The sequence below is a fragment of the Veillonella sp. genome (assembly GCF_015058545.1).
Classification (GTDB): Bacteria; Bacillota; Negativicutes; order Veillonellales; family Veillonellaceae; genus Veillonella_A.
On record NZ_SVCB01000097.1, the window covers coordinates 1 to 17,872 of the forward strand.

Consider the following 17,872-nt stretch of genomic DNA (forward strand, 5'->3'; position numbering starts at 1 on the left):
CTTTTGGGATACGGAACTTCCACTACTTCCGTAACCGGATTTTATTCATCAATGCAAGAAAAGGACACGCAACAGTTATGTCTCATGTCCTTCCTCAAAGTGCATAGACTCTTTAGCGCCCCAAAATTTGACAAAGAGCCTTTATATTTTCAATTAAATAAAATAAAACGAACACTTGTTTGTCTGCCCGAATTTTGGCTTAAGAAACAAGTGTTCGTTTTTTATTTTTATAAATTTCTTCTTTATTTTTGTTGTTGTAATGCAGCGCTGGCTTATTTAATATATGGTTTAATAGCAGCATCAATTACGGCTGCTTCTTCGTCTGACGGTTCACATAACGGCAAGTGGAACGGACCGGCCGGTAAACCTAATTGACGAACTGCGTATTTTACAGGAATCGGATTAGTTGTTACAAACATGGCTTTAAATACAGGGAATAAGTCTTTATTGATTTGTTTGGCTTTAGTCACATCCCCTGCTTCATAGGCCTGAATCATTTCATTCATTTCCTTGCCCACTACATGAGCCGCTACAGAAATAACGCCGCAACCGCCTACAGCTAGCATCGGTAAAGTTAACCCATCATCACCACTGTAAATCATGAAATCTTCCGGTAATAAATGATAAATTTCGGCTGCTACATTAATATCACCGCTCGCTTCTTTAACAGCGACAATATTTGGGCAAGCTTCACGCAATTTAGCAATAGTAGCCGGCATAATTTTGCCGCCTGTACGGCCCGGAACATTGTATACGATGACCGGTAAATCAGTAGCTTCGGCCATAGCTTTGAAATGTTCAAATAAGCCGCGTTGATTTGGTTTATTGTAATAAGGTACTACCCCCATTACGGCATTTACGCCTGTTTTAGAAGCCGCCTTGGTTAATTCTATTGTACGTTGGGTATTATTGGAACCGGTATTGGCCACGATGGAACCTAAATGACCACACTCGCGCGCGATTAATTCAAATAGCTTAAGTTTGTCCTCGTTATCAATTGTGGGACTTTCTCCCGTAGTGCCACACACAATAAGACCATCAGATCCATTGTTTAGTAAATGCTTGGCTAATGTGAGCGCTCCTTCAAAATCTACTGAACCATCCGCGTTAAACGGTGTAATCATAGCTGTTAATACGCGACCTAAGGTTTTCATAATAACCTCCTCTAAAACTATTCTTTAAAATGATTGGTGTTCCACCAAATACTCGGCAATCTGCAAGGCATTTAAGGCAGCCCCTTTGCGGATTTGATCGCCGGCAATCCAGAAATTCATGCCTTTATCGTTGTATAAATCTTTGCGAATACGGCCGATTTCACAATCATCCTTACCGGATGTGTAAAGCGGCATAGGATACGCTTGTTCTTGTGGATTGTCATTAACCACAAGGCCCGGGAATTTTTCACAGGCAGCTTTAAAATCAGCAACACTTACAGGCGCTTCGGTTTCTACCAAAACAGATTCGGAATGGGAACGATATACCGGAATACGAACTGTGGTCGGAACGACTTGGATGGAATCATCATGCAAAATCTTCTGCGTTTCATTGACCATTTTCATTTCTTCTTTAGTATAATCGTTGTCCAAGAAAACATCAATTTGCGGAATTACATTAAAAGCGATCGGATAATGTTTAGGCGCGGAAGCACTAGGTAAGATATGGGCTTCCATCAGTTTCCCTTGAATGTGGGAACTTACCTGGTTATCCAATTCGTCAATGCCTTCCTTACCGGCTCCGGATACGGCCTGGTATGTACTTACGACAACACGTTTAATCGGCGATAAATCGTGGAGCGGTTTAAGCCCTAAAGCCATAATAATGGTAGAGCAGTTCGGATTGGCGATAATTCCTTGATGAGTATCGATATCTTCAGGATTTACTTCGGGGACTACGAGTGGTACGTTCGGATCCATTCGGAAAGTGCTGGAGTTATCGATAACAATAGCACCGCGTTTCACCGCTTCCGGTGCCAAAGTTTTGGATATGGAGCCACCTGCAAATAAAGCAATATCAACGTTTTCAAAAGAATCGGCGGTAGCTTCTTCTACCACATAAGTTTTACCGCATACTGTTAATTCCGTGCCGGCGGAACGAGCGGATGCCAATAATTTAAGATTTTCAAACGGAAATTGGCGTTCTTCGATTAATTTGATAAATTCTTGCCCTACCGCGCCGGTAGCACCTAAAATAGCAACATTTGGTTTTCTCATGTGTATCTCTCCCAATTTAATAAAAATAAATATTGTAGCAATAGTATGGCGAAGGGCTTTTAAATCCCCTAATCATACTCTATCTTTACATTTATAAGTAATGTTCCAAACCGTAAGTAAGGCCCGGTTTTTCAGCAATCTTCTTACAAGCTAAAACAACGCCCGGCATGAAGGATAAACGGCTGAGTGAATCGTGGCGAATTGTCAGTGTTTCATCATAACCCCCAAATAAAACTTCCTGATGAGCCACATAACCTGGTAAGCGAACGCTGTGAATCGTTACGTCATCCACCTTGGCACCGCGAGCACCGGGTAAACTTTCACGAGTTAAATCTTCAGCCCCTACCGCACCGGTTGCCTGCTTAGCTTCATTAATAAGTTTGGCTGTTAATACGGCCGTTCCCGACGGAGCATCATATTTGTGATTGTGATGCAATTCAATAATTTCTACATTCGGAAAATAGGGTGCCAAATCGGCTGCTGTTTTCATCATCATAACAGCGCCCAGTGAAAAGTTAGGTGCCACTAAGCAATTGGCATTATTGGCTTTACCGATGGCCGCTAATTCATCACGTTGTTCAGCGGTAAGACCGGTAGTTCCGATTACCATGTGAACGCCGGCGCCTAAAACAGTTTTAGCGTTTTCAAAAATAATGGCGGGACTGGTAAAATCAACGATAACATCCGGCTTTTTAGCGCTTAAGGCGGCTGTTAAGCTTTCGTATAAAGGCAGCCCCAATGATTCGATACCGGCAGCTGTACCGGCATCTTCTCCGGCCTGTTTAGGGTCGATACCGCCGATAAACTGTAAGTCCGGATCATTATGAACAGCTTTTACGACTTCGCGACCCATTTTACCGGTCGCACCACATACCATTACTGTAATCATGTTCATTCCTCCCAAAAAAAAGACCAGCGGATAGCTGCCACTGATCTTGGTATGGTTACCTGAACGACTATGCGCTTTATCATATGAATATAACAAAACTATGATAGTCAGAACAATGAGCTAGCACTCCATCAAATGATGACAGTCATACACTTATTCAATGCACAACCAGCTATGTTTGTCGGCACAAACAAGCTTCGGCGATTCTCCCTTTCTTCATATCTCACAGCCTTGCCCGGTTCCTTATAAGTACTCTTAAGCATCGCGCCTCTATCTCCGCATATTTAATTCAAAATTCAAAAGTGATTACCAATAGTATACATTTATTTTCTGATGGCGTCAAATCGTATTCTGTATACATAGTTATAACTATAACCGAGGTAAAGCTATTAATGCTTATTTTTAAAATGTTCGATCATTTCTTTCGCCGTAGCAAGAGCCGTATGAGAGAAGTTTTGACCTGACATCATGCGGGCAATTTGTTCCACATGTTCTTCTTCGCTAAGCTCGGTAAGGCTTGATACGGTGCGTCCATCCACTTCCTGCTTGGACAGATGGTAATGATGCTTGGCAATACTTGCGGTTTGTGGCAAATGAGTTATACAAAATACTTGAGTGCTGTTGCTGAGTTGTTGGATTTTAGCCGCTACCTGCAAGGCAATATCGCCGCTAATGCCAACGTCGATTTCATCGAATACCAAAGTCTTGAATGTTTTGGTATTAAATACCGTTTTAAAGGCCAAAGCAATACGAGAGATTTCACCGCCGGAGGCCACTTTGTGGAGCGGCAATAGGTCCTCCCCTGCATTGGCATTGAATAATAGTTCAATGCGTTTAGCCCCTAACGGTAATAGTTCGTCGCTTTTTTCAATGACAAACTGAAGTTTGGCTTTACTCATCCCTAAGTCTTTTAACTGCTTTTGTAATTGGTCGGCAATTATGGCACTGTTTGTATCACGAATCGCAGTAAGGGCAGCTAATTTAGTTCTGGCATCGGCTTCGGCTTGTTGGACGGCTTTTTCTAAATCTTCTTTAGCATAGCTCTGGGCTTCTAATTCTTCCAATCGGGCTTGCGCTTTGTTTTCAAATTCTAAAACCGCCTCAATGGTTTCCCCGTATTTGCGTTTTAAACCGTAAATTAAGGAATCCCGTTCCTGACAATAGGCGTAGCGTTCTTCATCATAGGAAATGGAATCACGATAGCGATCAAGCCCTTGCGCCGCTTCTTCCAATTGAAAATAGGCGGAATTGACTAATTCGGATAAGTCTTTGAGGTCTTCGTCATAACGAACCAAATCCTGTACTTCCGATTTAATGCTGTTGACCGCTTCCAAGATGGCATGGCGATCACTGTAGAAGGCATTGTAACAAGCGCCTAATACTTTATCCAGATGTTCAAAGCTGTCTAATCGCTTAAGTTCCGCCGCTAAGGCTTCGTCTTCCCCCGGTTTCAGTTGCGCTTCTTCAATTTCATCAATTTGAAAACGAAGCATATCCAGTTCTCTGGCTCGTTCCGCAGCCATGGCTTCCAGGCCGTCTAGTTGTGATTTTGCTGTTTTGTAGCTCTTGTAGGCTTTTACATAAGCGTCAAAGGCATTTTGCCCTTCCTTGGTGTATTCATCTAAATATTTGTGATGCACATCAGGATTCAACAAGAGCTGATTGCTATATTGGCCGTGAATATCCGCTAAATAAAGGCCGATTTCGCGCAGTGCTTTAAGTGGGAGCGCCTGGTCATTAGCCAAAATAGTAGATTTTCCTTGACGGTTAAACGATCGCGATAAAATGAGCTGATTTTCTTCCACGAGAATATTTTTAGATGTTAAAAGATCTAACAGTTCCGTATCGTCAGTTACATCGAAGACACCTTCAATGACAAAGGCATCCTTGCCGTGGCGGATAAAATCACTGCTGGCCCGCTCGCCCAACAGAATACTGAAAGCATCCATAAGGATAGATTTACCGGCACCGGTTTCACCGGTAAAGATGGTAATGCCGTCCGAAAATTGTAAATTCATCTGTTCAATTAAGGCAAAATTACGAATTCCCATTTGTGTGAGCATAGATTACAAGTCCTTAATCCCTTTACAGGTAATAACACGTAAATAATAATTATACGAGATAAATATAAATAATAAGTATCCGGAGAAAATATAAATAGTAATTATACGAGGCAAACATAAATGATGCCGCTAATAATCACTAAGCCTATACGCATAAGGGCGCATAGGCTTAATAGTTACATATTAATCTTTCATAAGATCGGAAATACGTTTTAAAATCGGCTGTACATCTTCCACGGAGCGTGCAATTAATAAAATCGTATCATCACCGGCCAAGGTGCCGATTAACTCAGCCCATTTAGCGTGGTCAATGGCAAATGCCACAGATTGAGCGGAACCCGGTAAGGTATGCAATACAATCTGATTCATGGTGAAATCTACGCGCGTAATGGATTCTTGGAACAGGCGACTAATGCGATTACCGATAAGGAGTACATTCTCTTCCGGCGATAAAGCGTAACGATAATGACCGTCACCGGTAGGAATTTTAATGAGCATTAATTCTTTAATATCGCGGGATACCGTAGCTTGCGTAACTTCAATACCTTCCGCGGCTAAAGCGGCTGCCAATTCCTCCTGCGTTTCAATAGAGCGAGATTGTACGATTTCTTTGATTTTATTATATCTGTAACGTTTCATAGGTCACCGTCCTTTAATAATATATAAAATGGGAGGTTTGTTTGCTTGGTTTAGTAATTTCCAAGTGGCTACATCATATGACTTTTGCGGCAAAGTACTTATAAACTCACATACTGCTTCGTCTTCCCGCTCACCTTCCGGTGTACCCGGATAGGTGACGATAGTGATGAGCCCTTTAGGACTTAATAAATCTAAGCCTCCCTTGATGGCTTGTATAGTTGAATCGGGTTTTGTCATCATGGTATGATCACTACCCGGTAAATACCCTAAATTAAAAATAAGTAAGTCAATATTAGTAATAGCGGTATTATATTTAGTATTCGTCGTAGGCCCATCGTTCTGGGCTGCTGCCGGATTGGCTGTTGCTAAGATATCTTCATGCGTACCATATACCAAGTGATACGTTATATCTGTGCGGGCACATTCGGTATGCAGGCGCTTAGAGGAAGCTTCGATGGCCTTTGTCTGTTTATCGATGCCCCACAGGGTGCTGCCGGGCAAACAATGTTGGGCCAGATACAGCAAATCATGGCCATTACCGGCCGTAGCATCTACGATTGTTTTGGCACTTTTAAGTTGCTCATCCCAAAAAATGTGTTGGAACTGTACAACATGATTATAGTTGATCATAAAAGCTCATCTCTTCGTGCCGATAATTTGCGGAATAAGGTAGCAAAGAATTTTACGTCATAGAAGCGTACATAGCGACTGTAAAGCGCGCTGGCTTCAATGTGAAGGCTGTCTTCATTACTAAACTGATAATCGAAAGTACCGTCGATACAAATATGGAGTTTCTCCTGACGTTTCGGCATCGTTAAATCGATACGGGCACTTTCTTTTAACACCAAGGATACACTTTGCAGTAGATGCGGCGCAATCGGTGTAACAATAATAGAATGGTTGTCCGGTGCCATAATCGGACCGCCGGCCGATAAGTTATAGCCCGTGGATCCTGTAGAACAAGCTACGATTAAACCGTCGGCAGGATACATCTGCGTATACCCTTCGTTGATGGCTAAATTAATACGTGCCATACGCCCCGGCTTTTCATGAGTAATAACTACTTCATTAATGACCGGCGTTAATTTTTTTACGCCATGAGGTGTGCGGATTTCCGCAGCCAAATGGATACGATTTTCCACGCGAAAATCACCGTTGGCGATTTTCTTGATGCGGTCTTCCATATCAGCTAATTCGATTTGATTTAAGAAGCCTAATTCCCCTAAATTGATACCGCAAATGGGAACATCATATTCATAAATTTGACGGGCTAAGTGAATTAAGGTACCGTCACCGCCGAAACTGAAGGCCATATCAAGATGCTTAAAAAATTCAGGTCTAGGCAATACTTGCTTAGTCGGAACACCTAATAGTTCCGGTAAGTTAAACTCCTCCAAATCGGCCGGTAGCCATACGTCCAAGCCGTTTTTTTCACAAAGGCTCTTCGCCTCTTGCAAAATAGGAATAATATTCTCTTTCCCCATGTTAGGAATAAATCCTACTCGCATATCATCACCTACAGTTCGTGCGCGGCGGCTACCACTGATTCAACCAATTCAGGCGTAATCGGTAAGGCACCGTCCGTCGTCTTTTTAAAATATCCCAAAAATTCTATATTACCTTCAGTCCCCTTGATGGGTGAATAGGTTACGCCATGAAGATGTAAGCCCACTTCTTCGGCTACATTTAAAATGCGTGTCAGCACTTCGGCATGCGTAGCCGGGTCACGGACAATACCGCCCTTGCCCACTTTTTCACGACCCGCTTCAAATTGTGGTTTAATAAGAGCTACTAAAGAGCCCGTGTCCTTAAGGAGCGTTACGGCTACCGGCAGTACTTTATCCAGTGAAATAAACGCTACATCAATGGAAATGAAATCAACCAGTTCCCCTAGTTGTTCCGGCGTAACGGTTCGTATATTTTGCTTTTCCATGTTGATGACGCGTTTATCTTGCCGTAGTGACCAAGCCAGTTGGTTATAGCCCACGTCAATGGCAAAGACCTTGGCGGCCCCATTTTGAAGAGCACAGTCGGTAAAACCACCCGTAGAAGCGCCAATATCAACCATAACCGCATCAGTTAAATCGATGGGATATAATTGTAACGCTTTTTCCAGTTTTAACCCGCCGCGACTAACATAAGGTAACGTATTGCCTTTAACGCTTAAATCCGCATCAATCGGCACCTTGGTACCCGCTTTGTCGACACAGACGGTGCCCATAAAAATTTGGCCGGCCATGATGGCTGTTTTGGCTTTTTCACGACTTTCAAAAAGACCGCGATTCACCAATAAGACGTCTAACCGTTCTTTCGTACTCATAAAACTCCTTAGTTTCAACTCGGGAAGCTTTTAGATTGCCCCTGTAAGCTTCTTGGTTATAGAAAGTTATAGTAAATAATGGAGGCCACGGCATAGCCTAAAAAGGCACCGCCGAATACTTCAAAAGGCGTATGGCCCAAGAGCTCTTTGAGCACATGACCGTCATCCAAATAGACCGGAATATTACGCTTCTTGAAATGCTCCATTAATTGGTTCAAAATTTGTGCTTGTCGCCCTGCTTCCCGGCGTACGCCGGACGCATCGTACATAACGATAAGTGAAAAGGTAATACAAATTACCGATAAGTCGGAAGTTACGCCATGAATATACGCGGTAGCCGTTGATAAAGCGACTACGAGCGACGAATGAGAACTGGGAAATCCGCCGGATCCGATAAGGCGTTCCCATTGGAAGCGTCTATACTGCAGTAACACGATGACAAATTTTAAAGCTTGCGCTGAAAACCACCCCAGAAAGGCACTCAGTGCAATGTAATTATCAAATAATTCATTTAAAAATTGCATATCAGTTCGTCCTATGTACAAGATAGTCTACTAATGCTTCCAAGATGGTTGTATCGTTTGGTACCGAAGCCAAGGCACTTTTAGCAGCCGTTGCGGTTTCATCCGCTTTGGCTCTCGCCCCGTCTTCACCTAATTCGGATACATAGGTGGATTTATCTTGTTTTTCATCACTACCGGGCATTTTCCCTAAATCCTCAATGGTGCCCGTTACATCGAGAATATCATCGGTAATTTGAAACAGTAAGCCCAGTTGATCGCCATAGGTCATATACGCTTTGTGCACATCCGCTGAAGCGTGGCTGAGAATCAGACCGATTTCGATAGCTGCCAAGAATAAGGCCCCTGTTTTGCCGCGATGGAGGACTTGCAGTTCCGTTAATGGAATGTGACGGCCTTCCGATAATAAATCGAACGCCTGTCCTCCTACCATGCCTTCCGGACCTGCTGCTTTCGCTAACGCCAGGACGCATTTAAGATGCTGCTCCGGTGTGGCTGCTTTATTTTGACAGATTAATTGAAAGGCATATGTTAATAAGCCGTCGCCTGCCAAAACGGCGAGTCCGTCGCCATACACTTTATGATTCGTCAGATTACCGCGGCGGTAATCATCGTTGTCCATGGCCGGTAAATCGTCATGAATTAAGGAATAGGTGTGAATCAATTCAATGGCACACACAATGTCCTTATACGGTTCCGGTGAAACACCGAAGGACTCCATAACCGCTTTCGTTAAAATCGGTCGAATCCGTTTACCGCCCATGAGTAAACTGTAGCGCATGGATTCATAAAGTTTCTCATATTCTGTATTGGGCGAGTTTAACACTTCTTTGAGATAATCTTCCACCCATGTTTTGCTCGCCTTTAAATACTCTTTTAACATATATCCTCCTGCCTCTGAACGGCCTGTAAAGTCAGTCTTACTGACTCGTTTGAATATAGTTATTATACATCATTTTATAGATTTTATACATAGATTATTGAGTAAATAAGCAAATATTTTGCATATTTCAGAAAAATTATTTCTGACCTTCACTGCCGATACGGACTTCTTCAATAATTTGACGTACTTCCCCTTCCACGCTTTGCAGCATATCGGAGCACTCTTTCACAAGTGTAAGGCCTTTTTTATATTGGGTTAATAAGTCGTTAACGGATAATTCATTAGCATCCAAGGTGCGTACAATTTCTTCCAAGGCTGCATATTTTTTTTCATAATTCTTAAGTGTGTTAGCCATTTGTTATAATCTCCTCTACCTTGGCCGATAATGAGCCGTCATTCATCGTAATATTCACGCTGTCCCCTACATTTACGGCAGTGACGGAATGAATCGGGATTCCCTCATGTTCGATTTTGGTATACCCTTTCAAAAGTAAATGCAGTGGATTTAATAATTCCAATTGCTGACCCAAGAGCAGCAAATCGTTTTGCTTTTTGCCGACAGTCTGTTGCACGGCACCGCTTAAACGATGTTGCAATTCACTGAGCTTGGAACTTTCTTGATGGATTAAGGTTAACGCGGGAATGCCTAATTTGCGATTAAAAATAGCCTGTAACTCTTGCTTCTTCGTTTCAATTGTTTGTCTCATGTATTGATGCAAGTATGTTTCTTTCGCTTCCAACTGCTCTAAGAGATAACTTACAGGATAGACTGTAAGTTCTGCTGCATGACTGGGCGTGGCACCACGTACGTCGGCGGCAAAGTCACAAAGGGTATAGTCCGTTTCGTGACCTACAGCTGATACAATAGGCGTCTTGCAATTATACACAGCCTCTACTACGGCTCTGTCGTTGAAGCACCATAAATCCTCCATGGAGCCCCCGCCGCGGCCTACAATAACGAGTTCTACCTCGGTATCCGCATCAGCTCGTTCAATCCCTTTAGCGATAATGGGACCGGCTTTATCGCCTTGTACCGGTACGGCAAAGAGTTTAAACTGTACGAACGGATTACGTTGCCGAGCTACATGCAAAATATCATGGAGCACGGCACCTGACTCGGATGTAACGAGGCCAATTGTAGCAGGCATAACCGGCAATGGCTGTTTATGGCTTTCGTCAAAATAGCCGAGAGCCGTCAATTCTTTCTTCAACGCCTCGAAGGCAAGCTGATACGGGCTCTTCTGGCCGATTTCCATATCATTACAGATAAGACTTAAACGGCCGGTTTTTTCATAGAAATTAATAGTAGCCCGCATGGTTACAAAGAGGCCGTTTTCCAATTGACCGACGAGGCCTTTTTTCTGCGCCGTTCCCGCCCAAAGGGCTACATCAACGGAGGCATCATCGTCTTTTAGTGAAAAATAGTAATGACCGGTGCTGTGGCGTTTTAAATTGGCAATCGTACCGGCTACATAGCAATTCTTCAGCACATATTCCCGCTCCAACACCCGCTTTATTAAATTGTTTAATTTGGTAATGGAGAAAACATCCATATAATTCCTCCTGTGAACCTTTTATTCTCTATTGTAAAAAGCTTTAATGCTATTTATTATTAAAAAAGCTTTAATACTATATTAGTTTCTATTTATTTTCAGCGTCCAGTAAAGCAGCCCCGTAAGCCACGCCGGTGGCATTATCGGAACTGTATTCGGGCGGTGCAAAGAGGACCTTAACTTTGTGGGATTGACCAAAATCAAGGAGTGCTTGGCGCAAATAACTGTTAGCCATGACGCCCCCGACGGCAATTAAAGTACCGGCCGGACGCTGTTCCCAATGAAAAGTCAGCATTTTTTGCAGTGAGCGGGTCATGCAGTGGAATACCGTTAACGCTGTCTGCGCCTTGTAAGTATCGGTAAGTTTATCAGCTGCTTTAACTCGTTCAATACGGCGCATGGCTTCGCTGCAAGGGCCGCCAAAGCTGATGGCGCCGTTTTTTACCGATACAGGTAGCATTTTAAAATCACTATTTGACTCTGACTCTAATCGATTGACCGTCTTTTTTAATGCTTTAGGATCGTCGCATAATGTTTGGGCGATTCGCTCCATATGGGGACCCGCCGGAAACGGTAAGTCAAGGGCTACGCCGATGCGGTCCACAAATTGACCGCCATGTAAATCTAAGGCGCCGCTAATTAATTGGGCCGTGAAAAAGGTATCTTTGGCGGGCTCGCAATATAAGAGTTCCGTTGTGCCGCCCGATACATGGAGTGCGTAAAACGGTTCGTCCGGCACACAGTTTAACACGCGTAACGCCGCCAGAATATGGTTTTCCTGGTGTGAAAACTCATAGACGGGAATGTCATTCAAATGCCCCAAGCTTTTGGCCATGCCTCGGCCCACCAAAAAAGCAGGCATATAGGAATCCTTTTCACGGCGCGGAAACGCACTGACTCCAATGCCCGCTAGTTGGACACCTGACGGCAATTGTTCAATTAAATCGGGTAAGGCACGGGTATGCTGAAACACCATTTGCGATTGTTGCAGACCACGCTCGCCCGGTTTTACATCTAATAGTTTTCTGGCTTGGCCAATCAATTCACCCGATTCATTGACCAACGCACAGGAGGTAGTATAACAACTTGTATCTAATCCTAAATAAACTTTCATGATATGCCTCGTTTAGGCCTTAAGGTCGGAACCGTTGAGGGCGGCTTTAGCGTCGCCGGTTTTTGCTTCGGCGGTTTTTGCTTCGGCCAATTCAGCCGCTCCCGATGCAGGTGCTGATTTTTGAGACCCTTTTTCTTTGGCAATGGCATCCAATACGGCATTTACAAATTTATAGCCTTTATCGGAACCGAAATCTTTAGCCAATTGTACGGCTTCATTAATAATAATGCGAGGATCGATGGCTTCCGTGGAAACGGTCAGTTCCCAAGCTGCTAAGCGCAATACATTTCGCTCAACCGCGCCTAATTGCCCTATTTTGCGTTTTGGCGAGTGTGCCTGTAACAGATTATCTAACATAGCCTGATTAGCCGTTACACCGTTAATAATCGCTTCTGCATAGGCAATATCCATAGCACCGGTACTGCCGGATTCTTCTTCCGGCATAATTACGGAATCTTCAGGTTTATGAAATTCCTTGGCATATAAAGATTGGAAAGCATACAGCCGTGCTTGGCGGCGATTACGATTTTGCTTCATTATTTAACTCCTCTGTTACTTGATTAGGATCGATTATATTTTCAAAATGCACATCGATTCGAACCGAATCCAGATTTAAGGATTCTTTTAAATCTTTGTTAATTTGTTGGCGAATTTGGGCAGCCATTGTCATCAAGGGATAGCCGTAAAGGACATTAATATATATATTAATCTCAAGGCCTTCTTTGCGATGTTTTACATTAATGCCGGGCAAGCGTTTTTGACCAAAATTGCGCGCAATGCCGTCAACCATACCGGTGTAAAAATTACTGTTTAGTGAATGATAGCCCGGAATTAAGGTTAATGCATGATGAGCTATCTGCAATAGAACTTCATCGGACACATCTACCTGTAATTGCGGATTATTTGATTTTACGTCCACTTGGTATCGCTCCTTTCCCGATTAAATGTACTTAACGCCTGTATTTTCAAAGGCAATATCCTGAATAAAGATATTAACACCCTCTACATGTGTGCCGGTCAATGTTTCGATGCCGGTTTTTACATGTTCCTGAACGCGCAAAGCCATATCGGGAATACGATAGCCGTAACGAGCAACCAGATATAAGTCGATGGTAATACTGTTATCCGATGTTCGTTGTAAACTAACGCCTTCCCATTGGCTTTTCATGCCGATTAAATTGGCAAAATCATCGCCTGCAGTGGTACTCATAGAAGCGACACCTTTCACTTCCAACGCTTTCAAGGAAGCAATAGTGCCATACACATTATCGCTTATTTTAGTCACTCCTTCAAAGAATGCATTCTTATCACTCATAGTACCCTGCCTTTCTTTAATAGCATAAAAAGCATTTGCCTTGAACAACGTACGTTAAAGACAAATGCTTTTAAAATTAATTGATATTACGCACGTTCAATGTATTGGCCGGTGCGTGTATCGACGCGAAGAACATCGCCCACTTCGATAAACAATGGCACTTTAACAACATAGCCGGTTTCCAATGTAGCCGGTTTGTTACCACCTGTTGCGGTATCGCCACGGATACCAGGGTCAGTTTCAACAACGCGAAGTTCTACAGCTACCGGTAAATCGATACCGATTACGATGCCTTGGAAAAATACGATGCTAACTTCCATGTTTTCAAGCAAGAAGTTTTTAGCTTCGCCCAATTGTTCAAGATTTAATTCAACTTGGTCATACGTTTCGTTGTCCATGAACGTATAAGCGCCGTCAGCTTCGTATAAGTATTGCATACGACGACGATCAACATGTGCTTTAGGCACTTTTTCACCGGCGTTGAAAGTACGTTCAACTACGGAACCGGTCTGCAAATTCTTTAATTTACAACGTACGAATGCAGCACCTTTACCCGGTTTTACGTGTTGGAAGTCTACAACCTGCCACACGTTGCCATCGAGCTCAATTGTTACGCCCGGACGAAAATCATTACTAGAAATCATTTAAATCCCTCCGTTTAACCTTTTACTTCTATTAATTCCTTCGAGGTATGAGTGAGTAGCTCATAGCCATCGTCAGTAACTATAACACTGTCTTCAATGCGAAGACCTATTTCCCCGGGCAGATATACCCCCGGTTCCACAGTAACTATCATATTAGGCTCTAATACAGTATCGGAACGCGGTGATGCCACCGGTTCTTCGTGAATATCAAGCCCCACACCGTGACCGGTGCCGTGATTGAAATAATCGCCGTAACCGTCGGCCGCAATACTGTCGCGGCAAGCGACGTCTACAACCTTACCTGTAGTACCCGCTTTTACAGCGGCGAGCCCTTTCAGCTGCGCATCAAGCACAACTTTATAGAGTTTGCGTTGCAAATCGGATGCGTCCCCCATCACAATGGTGCGGGTCATATCCGAATGATACCCTTGGTATACCGCGCCAAAGTCGAAGGTAACAAAATCCCCTGTTTCAATGACTTTATCAGACGCCACCCCGTGCGGCATGCTGGAGCGATGCCCGGAGGCCACAATGGTATCGAAAGACGGTTCTTCGGAGCCGCGTTTTAACATTTCAATTTCTAAAATGACGCGTGCTTCCCGTTCCGTCATGCCCGGTTTTAATTGCGGCAATAAAGCGGCAAAGGCTTCATCGGCAATGCGGGCCGCTTCTTTCATAAGCGTAAGTTCATCCGGCCGTTTAACAGCCCGTAAAGGTGTTAAATCAACGGATTTAAACTTACTGCCTACCAAAATATCGGAAAATGTCACATACGTATCAACCGGCACATAATTGCCTTCGAACGCACAGACAGATAAGGTAATATTATGAGTTTTGACAATATCCGCTATAGTTTCCCAATTAGAACCGCTGTATTGGATAACTTCATACCCTTCACATTGGTGCTCTGCTTGTTCCGTATAGCGACTGTCAGTGACTATAAATGCTGTAGTCGGTGTTACAAAGCCTATGGCTGTAGTCCCTGTAAAACCGGCAAAATATCTCAGATTGGTCTGGCTAAGCAAGAGTATGCCATCATACTGGTGCGCAGTCAAATAATCCTGTAGGCGTAATAAGCCGTTCATGATAAGACTCCCTTGCTATAAATTTTTTCATTTCATGATACCACAAAATGAGCGTTTTGACTATAGTTTTTCGTAGTCTGACGCTTCAAGATACATAAAATCACCGGGGTTCGGGATGTCTGATAAATCAAGATGTCCCACGGTGAGGCGCTTTAAATAGGTGATTTCACCGCCGGCCGCCCCTATCATGCGTTTAACCTGATGATATTTACCTTCTTCGATTATAATTTCGGCACTTTTGAATAAAACGGCATCATCACCTGTATCAGCTGAATTGCCAGACACATCAGTTGATTGGGCTGGCACCGTATCGGGTACGATGATTTCAGCCGGTTTGCATTCTGTACCGTCACCTAGGACGATACCGGTGCGAATGCGTTCTAAGCCTTCTTCGCTAAGGGTACCGCTATATTCAAAATAATATCGTTTGGGCACATGTTTTTTGCCGTTGATAATTCGGTGTGCCCAGGCGCCGTCATTGGACAGCAATAAAAGGCCTTCCGTGTCTTTATCGAGGCGTCCCACCGGGCCTACGCCCATAGTGCGAAACTCGGGCGGCAAAATATCCATAACCGTGGGATGACGAGCATCCTCCATGGCACATACATAACCGGCCGGTTTATTAAACTTTACATAATAAATCTGACGGCTGTCAATGATTTCACCATTTACCGCAATCGTTTGTTCCGGAATATCAATGGGCATATCTTTTTTCTTAGCCACGTTGCCATCTACCGTAACAAGTCCCTGCTTTATGAGTGCATGGACTTCTTTACGGCTGCCCAAAGCTTTATTGGCTAAAAATTTATCTAAACGTAATCTCATAATATAATCCGAACTATTATAACTGAATTGTTTCCAAATGTTTCGTGTAGTTCAAAAGACTCAAAGTATTATGATCATCTTCTGTAAGACCGTAGAATTCCACACGGCTGATGGCCGTATTACCTTGGCTGAAATTCCAGGCAAAATGAAGCGGTAAGCTTAGCATTTGGCAGATTAAAGTGCGGTTGGTGCCGCCATGAGCCACAACTAAGATAGTTTTATCTTCCCCGATTGTACTCATTTCGTCTGTTACGGCTTGCCAAGCACGTTCTTGAACATCCTGGAAAGATTCGCCGTTGGAGATTTTAACTTCATCGGGACGACGATACATAGTGTAGATAGACTGTGGCCATTTGGCTTCAATCTGATCATAGGTAAGACCTTCCCAATCGCCGAAATTAATTTCGCGAAGTCGTTCATCCGTTTTAAACGGGATTTGACGGTCTCCCAGAATTTTTTCCGCCGTGATGCGGGCTCTATCTAAATCACTGGAAATTATGGAGTCAAAATGTACGAATGTTAATTCCTTAGCCACCGCTTCAGCTTGAATAATGCCCGTCTGATTGAGTTGAACATTCGTAAATCCCTGATAAAAACCACTGCTATTCCATTCCGTCTGGCCGTGGCGAACTAAGTAAATTGTGTGCATGGGCGAACTCCTTTACATATGAAATCAATAATTCATTACTATGTCTATCTTTAACAGCAATCCGAAACCACCCTTGCCCAAGCCCGTCATAGGCTTCACAACTGCGAATCAGAAGCTGTTTATTTTCTAAAAATTCCATAAAATCGGCAAGGCTCGGATGTTGCACTTGCCAATGTAAAAGCATGAAGTTAACCGCCGGCGGTAACGCTGTTATAAAGTCGAATGCATTGATGGCGCCATAGAGCCATTCCTTTTCACGGGCTACCACGGCACGTGTTTTTTGACGATATACTTCGTCTTGAAGGGCGGCTATACCGTACTCTTGGGCCAAATGATTAACCGACCAGGTCGGTACATGAGCGGCGATACTTTTTAGTATAGTCGCGTCCCCCAATAATAAGCCTAAGCGTAAGCCCGGTATGGCATAGAATTTAGTCAGTGAATGCAATATAACAATGGCCGGATATTCCGCCAAATAAGGCCGGAGGCTATGAGATTCATTGGTGAACTCAATAAATGATTCATCAATAAGCAGTAAGCTGTTTGAAGCTTGAGCTAACGCAGCCATTTCAAATATTTCGGTCACCGTTTGCAAACTACCGTCCGGATTATTCGGATTGCCAAGGCAGATGATTGTGCGCACTTGTTCTTCCGCACAGCGTTTGAGATGCGCTTTTAAATCTTCATAAGGAACCGCAAAATGGGTTATGGGCTGATGCGGTGTAGTATTACCGAACAAATGATGCGATGCATTCACCGATTCTACTTCACCATCGGCGGTCATAGGAATCATGGAATAGGCTAAGACCGGTAAGCCTTGAGCCTGTGCGGCTAAGGCATATTCGGAAAAGCCCGGCGCCGGTACCAATACTTCCTCGATACCGGGTAAGGTCATGAGAGCATACAATAATTCGGCCGCTCCGTTCCCCACCAGAATGTTCTCATCTGGTACATCAAGCACTTCACTTATCGTTTGGCGAAGCGCCGTGTATTCCGGATCCGGATAGTGAATGATTTCATTTAAATGGGCCGTCAATGCGGCTTGCCCTTTGGGGCTCATGCCTAAGGGATTGATATTGGCGCTAAAATCGATTATATCCTGTGGTGCTACGTTATGAGCGGCCGCCACTTTATAGATGTTACCACCGTGGGTATTTTTCAT

General features: G+C 43.6%; 21 protein-coding genes and 1 riboswitch. All 21 genes read right to left on the reverse strand.

The annotated features are described in order from the left end of the window. Positions 1-272: 272 nt before the first annotated feature. The gene (gene dapA / locus E7204_RS06435) at positions 273-1,154 is read right to left on the reverse strand and encodes a 4-hydroxy-tetrahydrodipicolinate synthase (RefSeq protein WP_295182888.1); all 882 of its coding nucleotides are present in this window, start codon (positions 1,152-1,154) and stop codon (positions 273-275) included. Between the two features lie 24 nt (positions 1,155-1,178). After that, positions 1,179-2,210, reverse strand: coding sequence for an aspartate-semialdehyde dehydrogenase (locus E7204_RS06440; RefSeq protein ID WP_295182890.1), 1,032 nt, complete (start codon positions 2,208-2,210; stop codon positions 1,179-1,181). A 91-nt stretch (positions 2,211-2,301) separates the two neighbouring features. Continuing rightward, on the reverse strand, positions 2,302-3,099 hold the full coding sequence (dapB, locus tag E7204_RS06445) for a 4-hydroxy-tetrahydrodipicolinate reductase (RefSeq protein WP_295182892.1): 798 nt from the start codon (positions 3,097-3,099) through the stop codon (positions 2,302-2,304). A 113-nt stretch (positions 3,100-3,212) separates the two neighbouring features. Beyond that, positions 3,213-3,380: riboswitch (Lysine riboswitch) on the reverse strand. Between the two features lie 108 nt (positions 3,381-3,488). Beyond that, positions 3,489-5,162, reverse strand: coding sequence for a DNA repair protein RecN (gene recN / locus E7204_RS06450; protein ID WP_295182893.1), 1,674 nt, complete (start codon positions 5,160-5,162; stop codon positions 3,489-3,491). A gap of 183 nt (positions 5,163-5,345) precedes the next feature. Beyond that, positions 5,346-5,801 carry an arginine repressor gene (gene argR / locus E7204_RS06455; RefSeq protein ID WP_021841836.1) on the reverse strand — a complete coding sequence of 152 codons (456 nt, stop codon included), beginning with the start codon at positions 5,799-5,801 and terminating at the stop codon, positions 5,346-5,348. A 3-nt stretch (positions 5,802-5,804) separates the two neighbouring features. After that, a complete protein-coding gene (locus E7204_RS06460) occupies positions 5,805-6,431 on the reverse strand; it encodes a class I SAM-dependent methyltransferase (RefSeq protein WP_295182894.1) in 627 nt (208 codons plus the stop codon). Next, positions 6,428-7,309 (reverse strand): NAD(+)/NADH kinase, encoded by an 882-nt coding sequence (locus tag E7204_RS06465; RefSeq protein WP_156705040.1) that lies wholly within the window; start codon positions 7,307-7,309, stop codon positions 6,428-6,430. The genes E7204_RS06460 and E7204_RS06465 overlap by 4 nt, the downstream gene beginning before the upstream one ends. 8 nt (positions 7,310-7,317) lie before the next feature. Beyond that, the gene (locus tag E7204_RS06470; protein ID WP_156705041.1) at positions 7,318-8,121 is read right to left on the reverse strand and encodes a TlyA family RNA methyltransferase; all 804 of its coding nucleotides are present in this window, start codon (positions 8,119-8,121) and stop codon (positions 7,318-7,320) included. A 56-nt stretch (positions 8,122-8,177) separates the two neighbouring features. Beyond that, positions 8,178-8,645 (reverse strand): divergent PAP2 family protein, encoded by a 468-nt coding sequence (locus E7204_RS06475; RefSeq protein WP_156705043.1) that lies wholly within the window; start codon positions 8,643-8,645, stop codon positions 8,178-8,180. A gap of 1 nt (position 8,646) precedes the next feature. Beyond that, on the reverse strand, positions 8,647-9,525 hold the full coding sequence (locus E7204_RS06480; protein ID WP_295182897.1) for a polyprenyl synthetase family protein: 879 nt from the start codon (positions 9,523-9,525) through the stop codon (positions 8,647-8,649). Between the two features lie 136 nt (positions 9,526-9,661). Next, positions 9,662-9,880, reverse strand: coding sequence for an exodeoxyribonuclease VII small subunit (gene xseB / locus E7204_RS06485; RefSeq protein ID WP_021841842.1), 219 nt, complete (start codon positions 9,878-9,880; stop codon positions 9,662-9,664). After that, positions 9,873-11,078: an exodeoxyribonuclease VII large subunit gene (xseA, locus tag E7204_RS06490; protein WP_295182900.1), complete on the reverse strand. Its 1,206-nt coding sequence runs from the start codon at positions 11,076-11,078 to the stop codon at positions 9,873-9,875. Before xseA ends, xseB begins: the two co-directional genes overlap by 8 nt. 88 nt (positions 11,079-11,166) lie before the next feature. After that, positions 11,167-12,192 (reverse strand): metallohydrolase, encoded by a 1,026-nt coding sequence (locus E7204_RS06495; RefSeq protein ID WP_295182902.1) that lies wholly within the window; start codon positions 12,190-12,192, stop codon positions 11,167-11,169. Positions 12,193-12,204: 12 nt separating this feature from the next. Beyond that, complete coding sequence (gene nusB / locus E7204_RS06500; protein ID WP_295182904.1) at positions 12,205-12,729, reverse strand: transcription antitermination factor NusB; 525 nt, start codon at positions 12,727-12,729, stop codon at positions 12,205-12,207. Then, complete coding sequence (locus tag E7204_RS06505) at positions 12,713-13,111, reverse strand: Asp23/Gls24 family envelope stress response protein (RefSeq protein WP_295182906.1); 399 nt, start codon at positions 13,109-13,111, stop codon at positions 12,713-12,715. Before E7204_RS06505 ends, nusB begins: the two co-directional genes overlap by 17 nt. 21 nt (positions 13,112-13,132) lie before the next feature. After that, positions 13,133-13,507, reverse strand: coding sequence for an Asp23/Gls24 family envelope stress response protein (locus E7204_RS06510; protein ID WP_295182908.1), 375 nt, complete (start codon positions 13,505-13,507; stop codon positions 13,133-13,135). An 86-nt stretch (positions 13,508-13,593) separates the two neighbouring features. Next, positions 13,594-14,151, reverse strand: a complete 558-nt coding sequence (gene efp, locus E7204_RS06515) for an elongation factor P (protein ID WP_006556749.1) — start codon at positions 14,149-14,151, stop codon at positions 13,594-13,596. A gap of 14 nt (positions 14,152-14,165) precedes the next feature. Then, positions 14,166-15,236: a Xaa-Pro peptidase family protein gene (locus E7204_RS06520; RefSeq protein WP_295182911.1), complete on the reverse strand. Its 1,071-nt coding sequence runs from the start codon at positions 15,234-15,236 to the stop codon at positions 14,166-14,168. A 60-nt stretch (positions 15,237-15,296) separates the two neighbouring features. Next, a complete protein-coding gene (locus E7204_RS06525; RefSeq protein ID WP_295182913.1) occupies positions 15,297-16,061 on the reverse strand; it encodes a pseudouridine synthase in 765 nt (254 codons plus the stop codon). A 16-nt stretch (positions 16,062-16,077) separates the two neighbouring features. Next, positions 16,078-16,710 (reverse strand): alpha-ribazole phosphatase, encoded by a 633-nt coding sequence (gene cobC / locus E7204_RS06530; protein ID WP_295182915.1) that lies wholly within the window; start codon positions 16,708-16,710, stop codon positions 16,078-16,080. Further along, complete coding sequence (locus tag E7204_RS06535; protein ID WP_295182917.1) at positions 16,664-17,872, reverse strand: aminotransferase class I/II-fold pyridoxal phosphate-dependent enzyme; 1,209 nt, start codon at positions 17,870-17,872, stop codon at positions 16,664-16,666. The genes cobC and E7204_RS06535 overlap by 47 nt, the downstream gene beginning before the upstream one ends.

Bases quoted from the DNA above. Each gene is read 5' to 3' on its own strand.
- E7204_RS06480 (WP_295182897.1), bottom strand. From the start codon at position 9,525: ATGTTAAAAGAGTATTTAAAGGCGAGCAAAACATGGGTGGAAGATTAT.
- E7204_RS06440 (WP_295182890.1), bottom strand. From the start codon at position 2,210: ATGAGAAAACCAAATGTTGCTATTTTAGGTGCTACCGGCGCGGTAGGG.
- E7204_RS06525 (WP_295182913.1), bottom strand. From the start codon at position 16,061: ATGAGATTACGTTTAGATAAATTTTTAGCCAATAAAGCTTTGGGCAGC.
- nusB (WP_295182904.1), bottom strand. From the start codon at position 12,729: ATGAAGCAAAATCGTAATCGCCGCCAAGCACGGCTGTATGCTTTCCAA.
- E7204_RS06460 (WP_295182894.1), bottom strand. From the start codon at position 6,431: ATGATCAACTATAATCATGTTGTACAGTTCCAACACATTTTTTGGGAT.
- E7204_RS06470 (WP_156705041.1), bottom strand. From the start codon at position 8,121: ATGAGTACGAAAGAACGGTTAGACGTCTTATTGGTGAATCGCGGTCTT.
- E7204_RS06510 (WP_295182908.1), bottom strand. From the start codon at position 13,507: ATGAGTGATAAGAATGCATTCTTTGAAGGAGTGACTAAAATAAGCGAT.
- E7204_RS06475 (WP_156705043.1), bottom strand. From the start codon at position 8,645: ATGCAATTTTTAAATGAATTATTTGATAATTACATTGCACTGAGTGCC.
- E7204_RS06520 (WP_295182911.1), bottom strand. From the start codon at position 15,236: ATGAACGGCTTATTACGCCTACAGGATTATTTGACTGCGCACCAGTAT.
- E7204_RS06535 (WP_295182917.1), bottom strand. From the start codon at position 17,872: ATGAAAAATACCCACGGTGGTAACATCTATAAAGTGGCGGCCGCTCAT.
- xseB (WP_021841842.1), bottom strand. From the start codon at position 9,880: ATGGCTAACACACTTAAGAATTATGAAAAAAAATATGCAGCCTTGGAA.
- dapB (WP_295182892.1), bottom strand. From the start codon at position 3,099: ATGATTACAGTAATGGTATGTGGTGCGACCGGTAAAATGGGTCGCGAA.
- efp (WP_006556749.1), bottom strand. From the start codon at position 14,151: ATGATTTCTAGTAATGATTTTCGTCCGGGCGTAACAATTGAGCTCGAT.
- xseA (WP_295182900.1), bottom strand. From the start codon at position 11,078: ATGGATGTTTTCTCCATTACCAAATTAAACAATTTAATAAAGCGGGTG.
- recN (WP_295182893.1), bottom strand. From the start codon at position 5,162: ATGCTCACACAAATGGGAATTCGTAATTTTGCCTTAATTGAACAGATG.
- dapA (WP_295182888.1), bottom strand. From the start codon at position 1,154: ATGAAAACCTTAGGTCGCGTATTAACAGCTATGATTACACCGTTTAAC.
- E7204_RS06465 (WP_156705040.1), bottom strand. From the start codon at position 7,309: ATGCGAGTAGGATTTATTCCTAACATGGGGAAAGAGAATATTATTCCT.
- cobC (WP_295182915.1), bottom strand. From the start codon at position 16,710: ATGCACACAATTTACTTAGTTCGCCACGGCCAGACGGAATGGAATAGC.
- E7204_RS06495 (WP_295182902.1), bottom strand. From the start codon at position 12,192: ATGAAAGTTTATTTAGGATTAGATACAAGTTGTTATACTACCTCCTGT.
- argR (WP_021841836.1), bottom strand. From the start codon at position 5,801: ATGAAACGTTACAGATATAATAAAATCAAAGAAATCGTACAATCTCGC.